The sequence below is a fragment of the Variovorax sp. 01N429 genome (genome assembly GCF_056399425.1).
In genome coordinates this window covers 403,350-418,519 of the sequence record NZ_JBFTRG010000004.1, presented here as the reverse complement: position 1 = coordinate 418,519, position 15,170 = coordinate 403,350, and the positions used below count along the sequence as shown (strand labels likewise).

General features: G+C 67.6%; 15 protein-coding genes. 4 read left to right on the top strand and 11 right to left on the bottom strand.

Going from position 1 to position 15,170, the window contains the following annotated elements; genetic code table 11:
* The 5 genes from AC1DSF_RS10300 to AC1DSF_RS10280 form a co-directional block, all read right to left on the bottom strand.
* Positions 1-1,476, bottom strand: a complete 1,476-nt coding sequence (locus AC1DSF_RS10300; protein ID WP_478124646.1) for an FAD-dependent oxidoreductase — start codon at positions 1,474-1,476, stop codon at positions 1-3.
* Positions 1,473-2,150, bottom strand: coding sequence for an EthD domain-containing protein (locus AC1DSF_RS10295; protein WP_478143873.1), 678 nt, complete (start codon positions 2,148-2,150; stop codon positions 1,473-1,475). The genes AC1DSF_RS10300 and AC1DSF_RS10295 overlap by 4 nt, the downstream gene beginning before the upstream one ends.
* Positions 2,147-2,548: a cupin domain-containing protein gene (locus AC1DSF_RS10290; protein ID WP_478124644.1), complete on the bottom strand. Its 402-nt coding sequence runs from the start codon at positions 2,546-2,548 to the stop codon at positions 2,147-2,149. The genes AC1DSF_RS10295 and AC1DSF_RS10290 overlap by 4 nt, the downstream gene beginning before the upstream one ends.
* Positions 2,549-2,555: 7 nt before the next feature.
* Positions 2,556-3,788 carry an amidohydrolase family protein gene (locus AC1DSF_RS10285; RefSeq protein WP_478124643.1) on the bottom strand — a complete coding sequence of 411 codons (1,233 nt, stop codon included), beginning with the start codon at positions 3,786-3,788 and terminating at the stop codon, positions 2,556-2,558.
* Between the two features lie 139 nt (positions 3,789-3,927).
* Entirely contained in the window at positions 3,928-4,638 is a 711-nt protein-coding gene (locus tag AC1DSF_RS10280) for a FadR/GntR family transcriptional regulator (protein ID WP_478124642.1), read from the bottom strand.
* Positions 4,639-4,777: 139 nt separating this feature from the next.
* Here AC1DSF_RS10280 and AC1DSF_RS10275 point away from each other — a divergent pair, with 139 nt between their 5' ends.
* Positions 4,778-5,617 carry a hypothetical protein gene (locus tag AC1DSF_RS10275; protein WP_478124641.1) on the top strand — a complete coding sequence of 280 codons (840 nt, stop codon included), beginning with the start codon at positions 4,778-4,780 and terminating at the stop codon, positions 5,615-5,617.
* Between the two features lie 26 nt (positions 5,618-5,643).
* Entirely contained in the window at positions 5,644-6,741 is a 1,098-nt protein-coding gene (locus tag AC1DSF_RS10270; protein WP_478124640.1) for a CaiB/BaiF CoA transferase family protein, read from the top strand.
* Between the two features lie 452 nt (positions 6,742-7,193).
* Here AC1DSF_RS10270 and AC1DSF_RS10265 read toward each other — a convergent pair whose 3' ends face one another.
* From AC1DSF_RS10265 to AC1DSF_RS10255, 3 genes are read right to left on the bottom strand one after another with little or no spacing between them, the layout of a single operon-like run.
* Positions 7,194-8,351 (bottom strand): MFS transporter, encoded by a 1,158-nt coding sequence (locus tag AC1DSF_RS10265; RefSeq protein ID WP_478124639.1) that lies wholly within the window; start codon positions 8,349-8,351, stop codon positions 7,194-7,196.
* On the bottom strand, positions 8,333-8,779 hold the full coding sequence (locus AC1DSF_RS10260; RefSeq protein ID WP_478124638.1) for a Zn-ribbon domain-containing OB-fold protein: 447 nt from the start codon (positions 8,777-8,779) through the stop codon (positions 8,333-8,335). Before AC1DSF_RS10260 ends, AC1DSF_RS10265 begins: the two co-directional genes overlap by 19 nt.
* Positions 8,776-9,957 carry a thiolase C-terminal domain-containing protein gene (locus AC1DSF_RS10255; RefSeq protein WP_478124637.1) on the bottom strand — a complete coding sequence of 394 codons (1,182 nt, stop codon included), beginning with the start codon at positions 9,955-9,957 and terminating at the stop codon, positions 8,776-8,778. Before AC1DSF_RS10255 ends, AC1DSF_RS10260 begins: the two co-directional genes overlap by 4 nt.
* Before the next feature lie 96 nt (positions 9,958-10,053).
* On the opposite strand from AC1DSF_RS10255, the gene AC1DSF_RS10250 reads away from it, so the two are divergent.
* Positions 10,054-10,809: an SDR family NAD(P)-dependent oxidoreductase gene (locus AC1DSF_RS10250; RefSeq protein ID WP_478182785.1), complete on the top strand. Its 756-nt coding sequence runs from the start codon at positions 10,054-10,056 to the stop codon at positions 10,807-10,809.
* An 18-nt stretch (positions 10,810-10,827) separates the two neighbouring features.
* On the opposite strand, the gene AC1DSF_RS10245 is transcribed toward AC1DSF_RS10250, so the two are convergent.
* Positions 10,828-11,652: an SDR family NAD(P)-dependent oxidoreductase gene (locus AC1DSF_RS10245; RefSeq protein WP_478124635.1), complete on the bottom strand. Its 825-nt coding sequence runs from the start codon at positions 11,650-11,652 to the stop codon at positions 10,828-10,830.
* 75 nt (positions 11,653-11,727) lie between these two features.
* On the opposite strand from AC1DSF_RS10245, the gene AC1DSF_RS10240 reads away from it, so the two are divergent.
* Positions 11,728-12,546, top strand: a complete 819-nt coding sequence (locus AC1DSF_RS10240; protein WP_478182784.1) for a FadR/GntR family transcriptional regulator — start codon at positions 11,728-11,730, stop codon at positions 12,544-12,546.
* Here AC1DSF_RS10240 and AC1DSF_RS10235 read toward each other — a convergent pair.
* Positions 12,467-14,140 (bottom strand): AMP-binding protein, encoded by a 1,674-nt coding sequence (locus tag AC1DSF_RS10235; RefSeq protein WP_478124633.1) that lies wholly within the window; start codon positions 14,138-14,140, stop codon positions 12,467-12,469. The genes AC1DSF_RS10240 and AC1DSF_RS10235 overlap by 80 nt on opposite strands.
* Positions 14,137-15,111 carry a Bug family tripartite tricarboxylate transporter substrate binding protein gene (locus AC1DSF_RS10230; protein ID WP_478124632.1) on the bottom strand — a complete coding sequence of 325 codons (975 nt, stop codon included), beginning with the start codon at positions 15,109-15,111 and terminating at the stop codon, positions 14,137-14,139. The genes AC1DSF_RS10235 and AC1DSF_RS10230 overlap by 4 nt, the downstream gene beginning before the upstream one ends.
* Positions 15,112-15,170: the final 59 nt, after the last annotated feature.

Below are 15,170 nucleotides of genomic sequence, written 5' to 3'. Positions count from 1 at the left end.
TCATGCGGCAGCGGTCGCCGCGAATCGTCCTGCCCGCCTCCCCGACGTCACTGCCCAGCAGATGTGATGGCCGTTGCCGGCCAGAAGCGCGCCGCCCTGCCCTGCGGCGCCCGCCGCGTAGAGCCTGGGAATCATGCTGTCATCCGCACGCAGCACCTGGTGCGAGCCGTTGACCGCCAGTCCGCCATCGGTGATGACGATCCTTGCCTCCAATGGGCCGAGCGCATGCAGCGGCGATTGCCATTGGCGACTCCTCAAGGTGCTTTCGAGCGCATCGGCCGGCAGTCCCATCGCACGAGCCAGCGCCGCTGCGGTGGTGCCAGTGCGATACAGGTCCTTGCGATGCCGCCGGTAGTCCGGCAGGTAGGCGAAGGCGACACCCGGAGCGGTCGAGACATGGTGCGGCGGCGCCGAGAACCTGCGCGCGAGCGCATCGTCGAACACCAGCCAAGCCTGCCCGCCCGGCTGCGCGGCGATCGCGAGACCGGGTGCCAGCTGTTCGTCGGCGAAGCACTCGCCGTCGCGGTTGACCAGCACGGCGCCGCTGCGCACCAGGCTTGCTTCCGGCCCCAGCGAGGCGGTCATGAAGGACATCACGAAGGGACGAAAGAGCGCGGCCGGCAGTGCCGCGAGCGCCAGCGCCATGAGCTTGCCGAGCGCCCATGAAGGCGGCAGCCGCTGTACCAGGCTCGGTCTCGCCGGCGCGCCGAAGCGCAGGCCGGGGCCGAAGACCACCTCGCCGTTGACGATGCGCGCGCCGATCGCTTCGGCCAGCCGGTGGCCGTCGCCGGTCGCCGTCGGGTTGACGCCCGGGACGTGCGCTAGCTCCGGCCGAAAACGTGCCTTCAGCGCAGCTCCGTTGCTGTAGTCGCCGGAGCAGAGGATCACGCCGCGCCGCGCGGTGATCTCCACACGCCGCCCGTCGATGAGCGCTTCGACGCCCCCTACACCGCCGTCATCCGCGCGCAGCAGTTCGGTCGCCCGGGCACCGCACAACACCCGCGCGCCGCGGCGCTTCGCCTCCCTCGACAGGTAGTAGGGATAGGCTCGCGAGTTCGGCAGCACGTTGTGCATGCGAGGATGGCGGTGCGGGGGATCGGCAGTGGGCCCGTAGAAGCTCAGCCCCAGCGACATCAGCCAGTGCAGCGTGTCGGCCGCGTTGTCCACCAGCAGGCGCCGGAACGCGCGGTTCTCCTGCGACGCGAACGGGCCCATGAAATGGTCCATGTCCTCGAAGTGCTCGTCGGGCGAATCGACGATGCCGGCGCGCTGCTGCAGGCGCGAGCCCGCAGCATTGATGGAGCCGACGGACAGCCGGCTGCTGCCGCCCGGGACCGGGTTCTTCTCCAGCACCAGCACGCTGGCGCCTGCGGCAGCCGCCTCGATGGCGGCAGCGAGCCCGGAAGCGCCGCCGCCGACCACCACCACGTCGGCCGCGTCCACGCCATCCCACTGGCGAGAGGACGTCCCGCTCACACGATCTTCACTTCCTGCACGAGATACACGGCCACGGACTCAAGCAGCGGGTCCTCGAAGACCAGCCCGCGGCCGGCGGGCGATTCCAGCGCCGCGCGCGCCGAAGCGGCATCGTCGAACCACAGCTCGCCCACCGCCTCGGCGCCTGATGGGTCGCCCGACGGCACGCCGGCCGCCACGGGATGCGCACGATCCACTACGAAGTTCTCCACGAAGCGGCGGGCACCGGGCAGCTCGCACGCAGCGTCACGGTGCGCTGCCAGCCAGCGCTCGCGCAGACCGCCCGGCGTGGCGTCGGCGCGGCAGGTCGACACCCACATCAGCTTGGCCGGCGTCGCCGATCCCGGCATCAACTCATCGGCCTCGATCACGAGGATGGTGATCCCGCCATGAAATTTGGGAATGTCGAGCTTGCAGGCCGCGTACTGGGGCGACGCATCGGACACTTCCATCGCAGCGATGCTCGGAAAGGACAGCTGCGCGATGCCGTCGATCGCCTGCAGCGGCGAGCCCGGCGCTTCATACAGTCGCTCGCGGATATGGTTCTGCCGGTAGGTGCCCAGGCCAGGCAGACGGGCCGCCAGCGGTCCGTGCACGTCGAGCCAGTGGCTCTTGAACTGCGCCCGCGTCACATCCGCACGCCGGCTGAACAGCGCGCATCGGTAGATCGTCACTTGAGTTCCTTGCCGGCATGCTCCCCCTCGAGGAAGCGGTTGGGCTTGAGGAAGAAGGACAGCACCAGCGCGCCGCCGGGCGATCGGGCCAGGTGCCGGTTGCCCTTCGGGCGCCAGACGAAGTCGCCCTCGCGCACCTCGCCTTCGTCGTCGACGATGCTGCCCTCGAGCACGTAGGTCTGCTCGACCTCCACGTGCTCGTGCAGCGGCAATTGCGTGCCCGGCTGCCAGCGGAACAGCGCTGTCAGCAGCCCGCTGGCGTCGTCCTGCATCAGCACCTTCATCTCGATGCCGGGCGTGGGCGTTGGCTTCCAGGGCAGGCTCGCCACGTCCACGTAGCGGGATGCGTCCGCCTCCAGCCCTTCGTGCCCGGGATGGAAGGGCGTGAAGGTCGTCATCGCCCCGTCAGAACTGGTAGCCGTACTTGGCGGCGGCTTCCTTGAAGCCGAAAACGCGCGCGGCGTTCTCACCCAGCACCTTGCGGCGCGACACCTCGCTCATATGGCCCATCTGGCGCTCGATGGCCTGGGCCGAGTGCGGCCAGGTGCCCTCGTGGTGCGGGTAGTCGTTGGCCCACATGAAGTTGTCCTGCAGCCCATGTTCCTCCATCAGGCCGAGGCCGGCGCGGTCCTCCCCGAAAGTCGCGAAGCCGCGCGCCTTGAAGTAGTCCGAGGGCAGCATTTTCAGCTTGGGCCGTACCCAGAAGTGGTGCTTCAGGTAAGCCTCGTCCATTGCGTCCAGCATCCATGGCACCCAGCCGATGCCGGCCTCGACACTGCCGAAGCGCAGGTCTGGGAAGCGCTCGGCCACGCCCGAGGCGCAGATGTTCACCAGCGGCTCAAGAGTTGGCGACAGCGAGTGCACCACGTAGTTCACCACCGCGCCGCCATTGCCGCGCGTCGTGCGCGGGTCCTTGCCGGTGGAGACGTGGAACGTCGCCGGCACGCCCGCCTCGACGAAGCGCGCCCACATCGGGTCGAACTCCACCTTGTTGTAGTTGAGCTCGTTGGTCTTGGGCGGGCCGAACAGCGGCTTGCATGGCAGCGTGAAGTGACGGAAGCCCAGCTTCAGGCAGCGGTCGATCTCCTTGAGCGTCGCTTCGATGTTGCCGGTGGCCAGCGCCGCGGCCGGCGACAGGCGCTCGACGTGGGGGCCGAAGTTCTCCCAGGCCCAGGTGTTGTAGACCTCGCACTGCGCGTGGGCAAAGTCGGGATCGAACGTGTACCACATGCCCAGGCCCTTGCCGGGGAAGATGATCTCGCCATCGATGCCGTCGAGTTCCAGGTCGTTCAGCCGCTGCTCCACGCTGGGGCCGCGCTCGGAAGCGGTCGCGCCAGCCTTGGAGCGGGCCAGGTCCTCGCCCTCGAGCTTGGCAAGGATGAGGCGGTCAGGCTGCTCCGACGCTTCCATCTTGCGCCACTGCACGCCCTTCTCGTCGATCCACACCTTGGGCAGGCGGTCGCGGTACTTGGCGTCGATGCGCTCGGCCCACAGGTTGCCGGGCTCGTTGGCATGCGTGTCCGCCGAGATCATCAGGTACTTGTTGGCGGCTCCGGGCTGCGGCGACTTCTCCCAACCGGCAGAGCCGGGGGTGTTCAGGCGCCATTGGTTGGCTTCGTTGACGACGATCTCGGTCATGACAGGGGTCCTCGGTGGGAATGCGTGGAAGGTTGAACCACTATATGTGAATGGTTTGACCATTCTAAACAGCGAAGAGCACCTGTCAAGCCCCTGGGCCGGGACGAGCCCTCGCTCGGGGCGGGGGATCAGTGGGAAATCAGCGAGAAGTCTTGCGGGCGGGCGCGGGCACCGACGCGGGCACGGCATCCATGCCTTCCTGCACGATCGTCAGGTACTCGTCCATTCCTTTGGCCGCGGCCTTCGCATCGCGCGCTCGCAAGGCCTTCAGGATGCGCCGACGCACCGGCACCAACTCGGGGCGCGCCTTGCGGCCGGTCTGGTCGATCACGTAGCGGATGATGTCCGACAGCGAATCGACCAGCATCGCCAGCACTTCGTTGCGCGTGGCCCGGGCGATCAGACCGAAGAAGCGCACGCCCGCGTCGGCGCGCTTGGGTAAATCTTCGCTCTTCTCGATCTCCATCATGTTCTGCTCGATGGCGGCAAAATCCTCCTCCGTCGCGCGCTCGCAGGCCAGCTGGATCACCATGCCGTTGATGAGCCGCCGCGCCTCGACCAGACCGGCCAGCGACACACGGCCCAGGAACATCAGATCCTGCAGCGACTGCGTGAGCAACGCCGGGTTGCCGTCGCGGATAAAGGCGCCGCCTTTCACGCCCTTCTGCAGGGATACGACGCCGGAGATCTCCAGGGTGCGCAGCGCCTCGCGCACCGCGGGCCGGCTGACCTGGAACTCCACCGCCAGGTCGCGTTCGGCCGGCAGCTTGTCACCGGGCTTGAGCATGCCGGAGGCTAGGCGCTTTCGGATCTGCTCGCAGATCTCCTCGAAGACGCGACGCGTCTTCACCTCCTGGAAGGACAGCTGCGGAATGGGTTGCATCACTTGGGTCGTCAAAGTTGTGTTGACCGAGGATAGCCCAAGGGCACCAAGGGTCTGACAGCTCAATTTCGTAGACTTGCAATGGACTGACCATTACACTTCATCCATGGCCAACCCTCCCACGATCCACCATCTTCCCGCCGGCCGCGTGCTGGTCTTCGATTCCGCGACCTATGTCGAGAGCCGTGTGGCCCACGCGCCCGATACCGTCGGCGACGTGGTCGTCAACGCCTCATACAGCGGCGTGCTTTGCGCCCGCATGGTGATGCTGGCGAGGCCGCAGGCCGTCATCGGGCTGGACTGTGCGATCGGCAAGGATGGCGCGGGCATCGCGGGCCTGTGGTACTACGAGGCACTGGGCGTGCCGGCCGCCGCAGCCGACGTGATGACCGCCGAGATGGGCAACGGCGCCGATCTGTACGACCACGGCATCGTCAGCCGTGTGAACGACGCAGCGCAGGCGCTGGGCATCACGCCAGGCATGACGGTACGCGATGCCGCGCGCTGCATGCTGACGGGCGAGAATAAGCCCGCGACCTTCGATCCCGCGCGCCGACTCGTGGTGCACACGGCCGATAGCGGCCGCAGCATCGTGTGCACCGATTCCATCGCCTACGCCCGGCCCGAGGACCGCGAGCGCAATGTCCTGTGCACCGCCGGCCACACCGGGCGCAGCGTGGTCGGCTACTTCCGCGACTTCCGCCCCTGGGCCTTCATCTGCTCCGACGGCGGCGGCGGCAAGAACGGTAGCGGCCTGAGCGCGCTCGAGGCCGTAGAGCCCGACGGCATTGCCGGTGCCAGCGTGAGTGCGCTCACCGCACGCATGGGCGATGGCCAGAGTACCTACTTCGACGGCGTGATCAGCGCCGCCAACCGCATCGCCCGCGACAAGGGCGTGCGCGTCGGGCAATCCGCCCGCGAGGCCGCCCTGCTGCTTTTGGCCTGAACATCTCGAAACCCTGGAGAAACTGGATGAAGACCGAATCCCCTTCCGGCCCCTTGCGCGGCCTGCGCGTTGTCGAGTTCGCCGGCATCGGCCCCGGTCCGTTCGCTTGCATGCTGCTGTCCGACATGGGCGCGGATGTCGTCACCATCGACCGGCCCGGCAAGAAGCTGGGCGAGCCGCACAACATCACCGGCCGGGGCCGCAGCGTGGTGCTGGCCGACCTGAAGGACGCCGCCGCGCGCGAGCAGGTGTTCAAGCTGCTGGAGAAGGCCGACGTGTTGATCGAAGGCTACCGCCCCGGCGTGATGGAGCGCCTCGGATTCGGCCCCGACACGGTGCTCACGCGCAACCCGCGCATCGTCTACGGCCGCATGACGGGCTGGGGCCAGGAGGGACCGCTCGCGCAATCTGCCGGCCATGACCTCAACTACATCGCGATCAGCGGCGCGCTCCATGCGATCGGGCCGAAGGACGGCGCGCCCGTGCCGCCGCTGAACCTGATCGGCGACTACGGCGGCGGCAGCCTTTACCTCATCGTCGGCGTCCTGGCGGCGCTGCGCGAGGCGGGCCTTTCCGGTCGCGGCCAGGTGGTGGACGCAGCCATGAGCGACGGCGCCGCCTCACTGATGACCAATTTCGTGAGCCAGCAGATGCGCGGCGTGTTCGGCGAAACGCGCGGCAGCAATCTGCTCGACGGCGGTGCGCCCTACTACCGCGTGTATGAGACCGCGGACGGGGAGCATGTCACGCTCGGTGCGATCGAGCCGCAGTTCTTCTCGGAGTTCTGCGAGCGTGTCGGACTTCCGGCCGAGCTGCACCGCGCGCAGAACGATCGCGCGCAATGGCCCCGGCTGCACGATGAGTTCGCCCGCGTCTTCAAGCAGAAGACGCAGCAGGAATGGACGGCCGCACTGGAAGGCACCGACGTGTGCTTCGCCCCCGTGCTGCCCCTGTCGCGGGCACAGGTGCATCCGCACAACCGAGCGCGCAACACGTTCGTAGAGGTGGAAGGCGTCCGCCAGCCGGCGCCTGCCCCGCGCTTCTCCCGCACGCCTTCGCAGATTCAGGGACCGGCGCCGAAACAGCCAACGCCTGCAGCCGACGTGCTCGAGCGTTGGCAATGAGCGCTGCACCCGGCGCGCGAGTCCGCCTGCTCGCGGCGGCAGCCTTCTTCAGCGCCGCGGCGCTTCGGGTGTGCGATTCGCCGCTGCCGCGCTTCGCTCTCGAATTTCACCGCGGCGCGGGCGATGCAGTCCGCCTCATCGTCGCCTTTGCAGTCGCCTATGGACTGATGCAGCTGTTGTCCGCTCGCGGACCGCTTCGGCAAGCAGCGCTTGATGACGTTTGCGCTCGTCGGCTGCGGCCTCACTTCGGCAGCCGCGGCACGCGCGGACTTCTTCGACGCGCTGCTGGCCTGGCGCGCACTGTGGGGCATGGCGGCGGCTGGCATCGACCGAGCCGCCGAAGACCACCACACCGAGCGATTGGCTCCAAGCGTATGCCGCCCCGCTGCTGCTGCCTGCGGCCGCCCTGTCCGTTGTGGGCGCAGGCTTCGCCCCGCTGCTCCGGCGGCGGGTCAGCGTCGCCGGATAGCGAAGGCACCGCCCGCCGCCAGCAGCACCGAGACCGCCCAGAACACCGCGATCATCCCGACGGCCGAGCCCAGCGCGCCGAACAGCATTGGCAGGAAGGTCTGGCTCGCGCTGGTGATGGTGGAACGCACGCCGACCGCCTCGCCAATGCGGTCCTCGGGCGAATGCCTGTGAACGAGTGCCATCGAGACGGGTTGCCCGCAACCCAGGCTCATCCCGAGCAGGAAGGACGCGACCATCAGCGGCCCGAAGTCGCTCAGGAGCGGGAAGGCCAGGTACCCCAGCGCCGTGACGAACAAGGCGCCACCCATCGTGCCCCATTCGCCCGCGCCGCGCGAGATGCGCGGCAGCAGCAGTCGGATCGCAAAGGTCCCGACGCCGAAGAGGCCCATCAGCGCGCCGGTGCTGGTCGCGCTCAAGCCGGCCCGCACGCCCTGCAGCGGTGCCAGAAAAGTGAACAGGTCCCAGCCCATCGAAAGCAGCCCACTGACAAAGAACACCGCGCGCAGCGGTCCTTGGGTCAGCAAGTCGCCGACGCGCGGCCGCGCCTGAGCGCCCTCCCCCGACGGCGGCAGACGATATCGGGAGGCCGCGCGGCGCAACAGCGCCAAGCTCGCGAGCGCGAAGGCGCACAAGGCCAGAAAGGACCAGCGATGCCCGGAATGATCGATGACCACACCCGCCAGCATCGGCCCCGTGAGCCCCGACAGCGAGAACACGACGGCCATCACGGAGAAGGCATCCGTGCGGCGCTGCGGTGCGCTGGCGCGGCCGATCGCCAGGTTGATTGCGACATGCGCCGACATGTAGCCCGTACCGGTCAGCACGCTCGCGGCATAGAGCGAGGGCATCGAGGGCCATGCGGCGACCAGCAGGCCGGCCACCAGCAGCAGCGCCAGGCCGCCGGCCGCGAAGGGCGCGTAGCCGATGCGGTCCGACCAGCGTCCGATCTTCACCGCGGCCAGCATCGGAACGATCATCACGAGCCCCAGCAGGGTGCCGATCGCCAGCGGCGATGCATGCAGCGCGACTGCGTGCAGCGTGATCGTGAAGCGGTTGCCGGCGAACGCCGCGTGCCCGACCCCGAGCGCGACGATCAGCCCGAGCGGCAGGCCGGCCGAACCTAGGCCACGCAGCGCCACTGCATCAGCGTGTACGACGGCTCGGCCTGCGGGTGGTGCTCGAAGACCCCCTCAACCTCGGCGCCAATCACCACCTGCCGCATCGGATCGCCGAGCAGGTTCCCGAGCATGCGCACGCCGCCGGCCTGCTGCAGCTCCACCAGCACCACGAGGTACGGTCCTGCGCCCTTCAGGCAGGGATGCACTGGGTGCCACACGCGCTCCCAGCTGTAGATGCGGCCGCGCGGCGCGACCTCGACCCAGTCCGGGTCGAAGCGATGGCAGTGGTGGCAGATCCATTCCGGTCCGAACTGCCACGTGCCGCAACCGCCGCAGCGCTGCACTCGCAGGCGGTTCTCGCTCAAGCCGCTCCAGTAGGGCCTGGAGAGGCCGTCCGGCTCGGGGACCGGAATAGGCAAGCCGGGTGGCAGATAGGTATGAGCGCTCACAGTGCAGCCTCCGATCCGAGCATGAGATTGCTGACGGGCGTGACCATCGGCCCGCCGATGACCAGCGCCACGTCGTTGCGCGGCGCCTGCGCGGTGGAGGTGCCGCGCACCTGCCGCACCGCTTCGAGCACCAGCTCGAAGCCATGCATGTAGCACTCGGCCAGATTGCCACCGCTGGTGTTGAGCGGCAGCTTGCCGCTGGGTGCCAGCAGGTTCTCGAGCCGTAGGAATTCGTTGGCCTCGTCCGGATGGAAGAAGCCGTGCTCGGCCAGCGCCATCAGCACGCCGCCGGTGAAGTTCTCGTAGCTCTGCACCACGCCCACGTCCTTCGGTGTGACACCGGCCATGCGGTAGAGATTCGGCGCGACGGTGGCGAAGCTGGAGCTCGCGTAGTTAGGCGTGTTGTGGGGCACCGCGCCCACGCGCTCGTCCGACCCGGTGGCCGCGCCGAGGACGTACACCGGCCTGTTGGGAAAGTCCTTCGCCCGCTCCGCCGGCACCATGATCACCGCGGCCGCCCCATCGTTCTCCATGCAGCAATCGAACAGATGGAAGGGCTCGACGATCCAGCGCGAATCGTCGTACTGCGCCTCGGTCAACGGCTTGCCGTGCATCACCGCTCGCGGGTTGCGCTGGGCATGCGCATAGGACGCCATGGCGATCGCGCGCAGCGCCTCCTGCTTCACCCCGTGATCGTGCATGAATCGGCGCGCCTTCATAGCGAACTTCTGAGCGGGCGACAGCACGCCGTAGGGCGCCTGCCAGGCCATGTCGCCGGAAATCGTCGGCCCGGTGGGCGCCTGCCCGAAGCGGCCGAACTGCCCCTGTGCCAGCGCACGGAACGCGACGACGCAGTCCGACAGGCCGCCCGCGACTGCGGCCGCGCCATTGGCCACTGCCGCGCAATTGCCGCCGCCCCCGCCCCCCCACTGCATGGTGGTGGAGCGCAGTTGCCGCAGCCCGAGCGCGGCAGCCAGGCGCGAGGGATCGTTGCGATCGTTGCTGTACGAGGCGAAGCCATCGATCTCGCGCGGGTCGATCCCGGCATCGCGGCAGGCACCGAGGATCGCCTTGAGCGCCAGCTTGAACTCGGAATCGGGCGACTGGCCATGACGGTAGTAGGTCGTCTCGCCGATGCCGACGATGGCGACGCGACCGCGCAATGTTCGGTTGTTCATGCTCAAAACATCTAACTGTTGAATGGTTGGACCAATGCTATCACAGTGCCTATACTTCGTTCCTCAATCCATGTTTCACGAAGGAGCCGTCAAGCCATGCCGACCCAGAGATCCGTACTCGTCACCGGCGGCGCAGCCGGCATCGGCCTGGCCATCGCTCGCGGCTTCGTCGGGCTGGGGCACCGCGTGCTGTTGGCGGATGTGAGCGAAAGCGTTCAAGCCGCGGCGGACCGGCTGTCCACACCGCACGCACCGGTGCATGCGCAAGTGGCCGACATCGGGAACGAAACGCAGGTGCTGGGTGTCGCGGCACGCATGAAGGAACTGTTCGGCGGCGGCGACATCCTGGTCAACTGCGCCGGCGTCTCCAGCAAGCGCAACGGCCAGCCCGTTCCACCCACCGAGGTAACGACCGCAGACTGGGAGCGCGTGCTGCGAGTCAATCTCACCGCGCCATTCATTCTTTCGCGCGAGTTGATCCCGGGCATGCGCCAGCGGGGCTTCGGCCGCATCATCAACATCGCCTCGCGCGCCGGACGCACTTTCGTGGCACCGGCCGGCGTCGACTATGCCGCCTCCAAGGCGGCCCTGATCGGACTCACGCGGCACCTGGCGGGCAGCTATGCGCCAGATGGCATCACCGTCAACTGCGTCGCGCCGGGCCGGATCGAGACTGCACTGTCCTCGCTTTCCAGTCCGGAAGTCATCACTGCGGCGACCCGCGCGATTCCGATGGGGCGGCTGGGGCACACGGACGAAGTGGCGGCTGCCGTTCTCTTCCTTGCGAGCGAACAGGCGTCCTACGTCACCGGCACGTGCGTGGACGTGAACGGTGGCGTGTTCATGGGCTGAGACAGCCCATGAGCGACCTCACGATGGCGTCAATACCTGCCCACCACACACCGAGATGCACTGCCCCGTCACATAGCCCGACAACGGCGTGACCAGGAACTCCAGCACGTTCGCGCAGTCCTCGACTTCGCCGAAGCGGCGCAGCGGGATGCGCTTGAGTTCCTTCTCGTTCTGCATGCCACGCTCGGCCGCCTGCTTGCGAATGCGCTCGGTCATCATCGAACCGGGCGCGATGCAGTTGACGCGAATGCCCTCTGGACCGAGCTCGTGGGCGAGATATCGCGTGAGAGTAAGCAGCGCTCCCTTCGCGATGGCATAGGGCGCGAGGCGCCCGGCGGCGCGCGACGGGTCGAGCGCGGCCAGGGTGGCGATATTCACGATCACGCCGGCACCCTGCGCGCGCATCGCGGGCAATACCTCCTGGCTGCAGAAGAGAGCGCTGCGGTAGTTCACGTCCAGCATCGCATCGCTGTCCTCGTCCGGCATCTGCGAGGCCAGGCTGCGCTCGACCGGCGTGAAGGCCCCACCGGCGTTGTTGACCAGGATGTCGATGCGGCCGAACTCCGCCATCGTTCTTTCCACGAGGGCGCGCGCGCCCTCGCGCCGACGCAGGTCGCCCTGCACGCCGATGCTGCGGCGGCCCAGGGCGCGGATCTCTTCGGGTACACCCGATGCCGTGAGCCCCTCGCCGAACTCCCGCGCGGACTCAAGGTCGATGTCGGCGACCACCACATCGGCGCCCAGTTGCGCGAGCCGCAACGCGTATGCGCGCCCGAGGCCGCGCGCGGCGCCGGTGACGATGGCCACCTGGCCTTGCAGCGTGGAAGTGATGGCGTTTCTCATTGATCGATCATATTATTGGTCCAACCATTAGGTCAATGTGCGGCAGACATGCTCGTTGCCGCTACGATCCGCCTCATGCCCAACTCCCTCGACCGCGACGACTTCGACGTTGTTCCCATCAATCCGCAGCGCATCTTCCAGGAGGTGGCCAACCAGTTGCGGCGCCTGATCTCGGAAGGAAAGCTGCGTCCCGGCGACAAGCTCCCACCGGAGCGCGAGCTGGCCAAGCGGTTCGGCGTCAGCCGAAATACCATGCGCGAGGCGCTGCGCGCGCTTGAACTCAGCGGCCTGGTCGAGTTGCGACTGGGCGCAACCGGCGGTGCCTTCGTGCTGCCGGGCAGCTCGAACGCCGTCGTTGCGGGCATGCGCGATCTCTACTTCCTCGGCGCGATCACGCCGCAGCACCTGACCGAGGCGCGCATCGCGGTGAGCGCCGCGGTGATCCGCGTAGCCTGCGAGCGCATCACCGACGAGGAGATCGACGCACTGGAGGCCAACGTCGCGGCCGCCGCGCGCGCGAAGCAGGCCGGCGATTTCGAAGAGCGGACCCGGCACCACCAGGCCTTCCACGTGATGCTGGCACGGACCACGCATAACCCCGTCCTGATTGCGACGACCGAAGGGATCATGGAGATCACCCGCCAGTTTGTGAAGGCGATCGGCCCGACCGAGCAGCAGGACTACACGCATCCTTCGCGCAAGCGGCTGCTCAAGCACCTGCGCGCGCGAGACGCGGAGAAGGCGGTGTCCGAGATGAGTTCGGCGCTCACCAAACTGCACCGCGGCTACATGGTGAATGCCGACATGCCCGACGCTAGCGCGCCAGCACTACGCCGGCCGCCTCGCGATCCCAGGCCTGCGAAAGCCCGGCCTCGAGCTCCTGGCGAAGCCTGAACTTTTCCACCTTCTGGCTCATGGTAGTCGGCAGCGCTTCTCGGAACTGGATGTAGCGAGGCACCATGAAGTAGGCCATGTTGCGCTGGCAATGCGCGACCAACTGCAGCTCGTCGAGCTGCGCGCCGGGCTTCGTGACGATCACTGCCGCCACCTCCTCGTCGTTGCTCGCCGTCGCCACCGGGAAGACCGCGGCGTCGGCCACGCCGGGATGCGTGGCGATGATCTGCTCGACCTCGAAGGCCGAGATGTTCTCGCCGCGACGACGGATGCAATCCTTCTTGCGGTCGACGAAGTAGAGGTAGCCGTCGGCGTCGCGCATGCCCCGGTCGCCGGTGTGGAACCACAGGTTGCGGCGTGACGCCAGTGTGGCCTCGGGCATCTTGTAATAGCCCATGGTGCCGCGCCAGGGTTCCTCGAAGCGCAGCACCATCTCGCCCGGCTCGCCCGTTGGCAGCTCGAAGTCGTCGTCGTCCACGATGCTGACCTGGACGCCGCGCCTCGGCCGTCCGATGGAGCCGAGCTTGTCGCGCGGGTCCCACTCGGTGAAGGACGTGACCATGCCGTAGTCCGACAGTCCGTAGTTGTTCATCGCCCGCAGGCCGAAGCGCTCCTCGAACTCGGCCGCGTACTTCGGCGTCGGTGCCATGCTGACCAGTCGCAGGCAGTTGTCGGCATCGGCGGGCGACGGGGGTTGGCTCCAGAGAAAACTGGACATCGCGCCGAGAAAGTTGGTGATTGTCGCCTTCGCTTCTCGGATCTCATCCCAGAACCTCGACACCGAGAAGCGCCGAGACATCACCACCGAAGCCCCGCAGACCAACGCGGCGCCCGTGGCTGCCAACAGCGCGTTGTTGTGAAAGAGCGGCAGACACACGTAGAAGATGTCTGATGCACGGTAGCCCTGCGCCTCGGCCGCACTGGTGCCATAGGTGAGCGCCGCGGCCTGAGACAGCATGCTCCCCTTGGACGGACCAGTGGTGCCAGAGGTGTAGGCGATCAGCACCAGGTCGCAGAAGCGCGGCTCGATGGCGGGAACGAAGGGCGTCCCGGGGGCGCGCTCGACCAGTGCATGGAAATCGGCGACCTCGAATGCGCCAGCCGATTCGATCGGAGTTTCGCCCTCCTCTCCCGTGCGCACCACGATCACGCGCTTGAGCTGCGGCAGTTCCGGAAGCACTTCATGCAGGCGCGAAGCGAGCGTCGCATCGACGAGCACTATTTCGCAGTCGGACTGGCCGAGGTAGTAGCGCAGCAGTTCGCCGCGCGCGGCCGTGTTGACCGGCACCGATACTGCGCCGATCTTGGCAATGGCGAGAAACACCGCCAGATGCTCGGCCGAGTTGCCCATGAGCAGGCCCGTGTGCCCGCCACGCCTCACGCCGAAGTCCTGCAACGCATGCGCGGCGCGGTCGGTCCAGGCGTCGATCTCGCCGTAAGTGAAGGTGCGGCCGGTGGCCGTCTCGGTCAGGAAGACCTTGTCGCGCGATCGTTGCGTGAATCTGGCGAGCATCTTCGGAAAGGTCAGCTCGCGCAGGGCGTAGGTGTCGGCGGTAACGGCGTTCGGCTCCATGCCAGGGGTCTTCGGACTCATTCGGGCGTGATGTTGTTGCGCTTGATGACAGCGACCCAGCGCTCGTTGTGGCGAGTCAGCAGGGCTCCGAACTCCTCGGGTGTGCTGCTGGTGGCAGTGACGCCGGCCTTCTCCATGGACTCGCGATAGTTGGCGTCGGCCACTGCGACCTTCATCGCCGCGGCGAGCTTGTCCACCACGGGCTTGGGCGTGCCAGCTGGTGCGACCAGGCCGAAGAAGATCTCGATCGTAAGGTCCGGTTGCCCGACCTCCGTCATCGTCGGGAACTGCGGCAGCGCCGGCTCGCGCTTGGGCGTGGTGACTGCGTAGCCCTTGAGCTTGCCTGCCTTCACTTGCGGCGTGGCGGCCGAGGTGGAGGTGAACATGAGGTCGACTTGCCCGCCGAGCTGCGCGTTGACGCCTTCGATCTCGCCTTTGTAGGGCACATGCAGCAGGTCGATCCCGGCGGACTGCTTGAGCATCTCAGCCAGCAAGTGCGGCGCGCTGCCATTGCCCGAGGAAGCGATGCTGATCTTGCCCGGCGAGGCCTTCGCGAGCTTGACCAGTTCACCGAAGTCCTTGGCGGGCAGGTCGGCCCGGGAGGTCAGCGTCCACGACGAGATCGCCGCCAGGCTCACCGGCGCGAAGGCCTTGCGCGGGTCGTAGGGCGGGTTCTTCGTGACGTGGGGCGTGACGCTCATGGGGCTGTTGCCGCCCCACCCCAGCGTGTAGCCATCGGGCTGGGAGCGCGCCACGACACCCATGCCGATCATGCCGCCCGCGCCTGCGCGGTTCTCCACAACGAAGGGCTGGCCGAGCTGCTTCGACAGCAGCGTCGCAATCATGCGGGCGGACAGGTCGGTGGCGCCGCCCGCAGAGAACGGCACTATGATCGTCACAGGCTTGGAAGGATAGGCGTCCGGGCCCTGTGCGAACGAAGTCGCGGCGGCCACGAGCATCGCGGCGGCGGCGAACAGGCGGGCGGTCTTCATAAGATATGTCTCCTGGGTTCTCTCTGGTGAAAAGCGCGAGTGTCCCTATAATATTCTAA

Excerpts from the sequence above, each read along its gene's own strand:
- AC1DSF_RS10290 (WP_478124644.1), bottom strand. The coding sequence starts at position 2,548 with ATGACGACCTTCACGCCCTTCCATCCCGGGCACGAAGGGCTGGAGGCG.
- AC1DSF_RS10285 (WP_478124643.1), bottom strand. The coding sequence starts at position 3,788 with ATGACCGAGATCGTCGTCAACGAAGCCAACCAATGGCGCCTGAACACC.
- AC1DSF_RS10275 (WP_478124641.1), top strand. The coding sequence starts at position 4,778 with ATGGCCAACCCTCCCACGATCCACCATCTTCCCGCCGGCCGCGTGCTG.
- AC1DSF_RS10270 (WP_478124640.1), top strand. The coding sequence starts at position 5,644 with ATGAAGACCGAATCCCCTTCCGGCCCCTTGCGCGGCCTGCGCGTTGTC.
- AC1DSF_RS10255 (WP_478124637.1), bottom strand. The coding sequence starts at position 9,957 with ATGAACAACCGAACATTGCGCGGTCGCGTCGCCATCGTCGGCATCGGC.
- AC1DSF_RS10250 (WP_478182785.1), top strand. The coding sequence starts at position 10,054 with ATGCCGACCCAGAGATCCGTACTCGTCACCGGCGGCGCAGCCGGCATC.
- AC1DSF_RS10245 (WP_478124635.1), bottom strand. The coding sequence starts at position 11,652 with ATGAGAAACGCCATCACTTCCACGCTGCAAGGCCAGGTGGCCATCGTC.
- AC1DSF_RS10240 (WP_478182784.1), top strand. The coding sequence starts at position 11,728 with ATGCCCAACTCCCTCGACCGCGACGACTTCGACGTTGTTCCCATCAAT.
- AC1DSF_RS10235 (WP_478124633.1), bottom strand. The coding sequence starts at position 14,140 with ATGAGTCCGAAGACCCCTGGCATGGAGCCGAACGCCGTTACCGCCGAC.
- AC1DSF_RS10230 (WP_478124632.1), bottom strand. The coding sequence starts at position 15,111 with ATGAAGACCGCCCGCCTGTTCGCCGCCGCCGCGATGCTCGTGGCCGCC.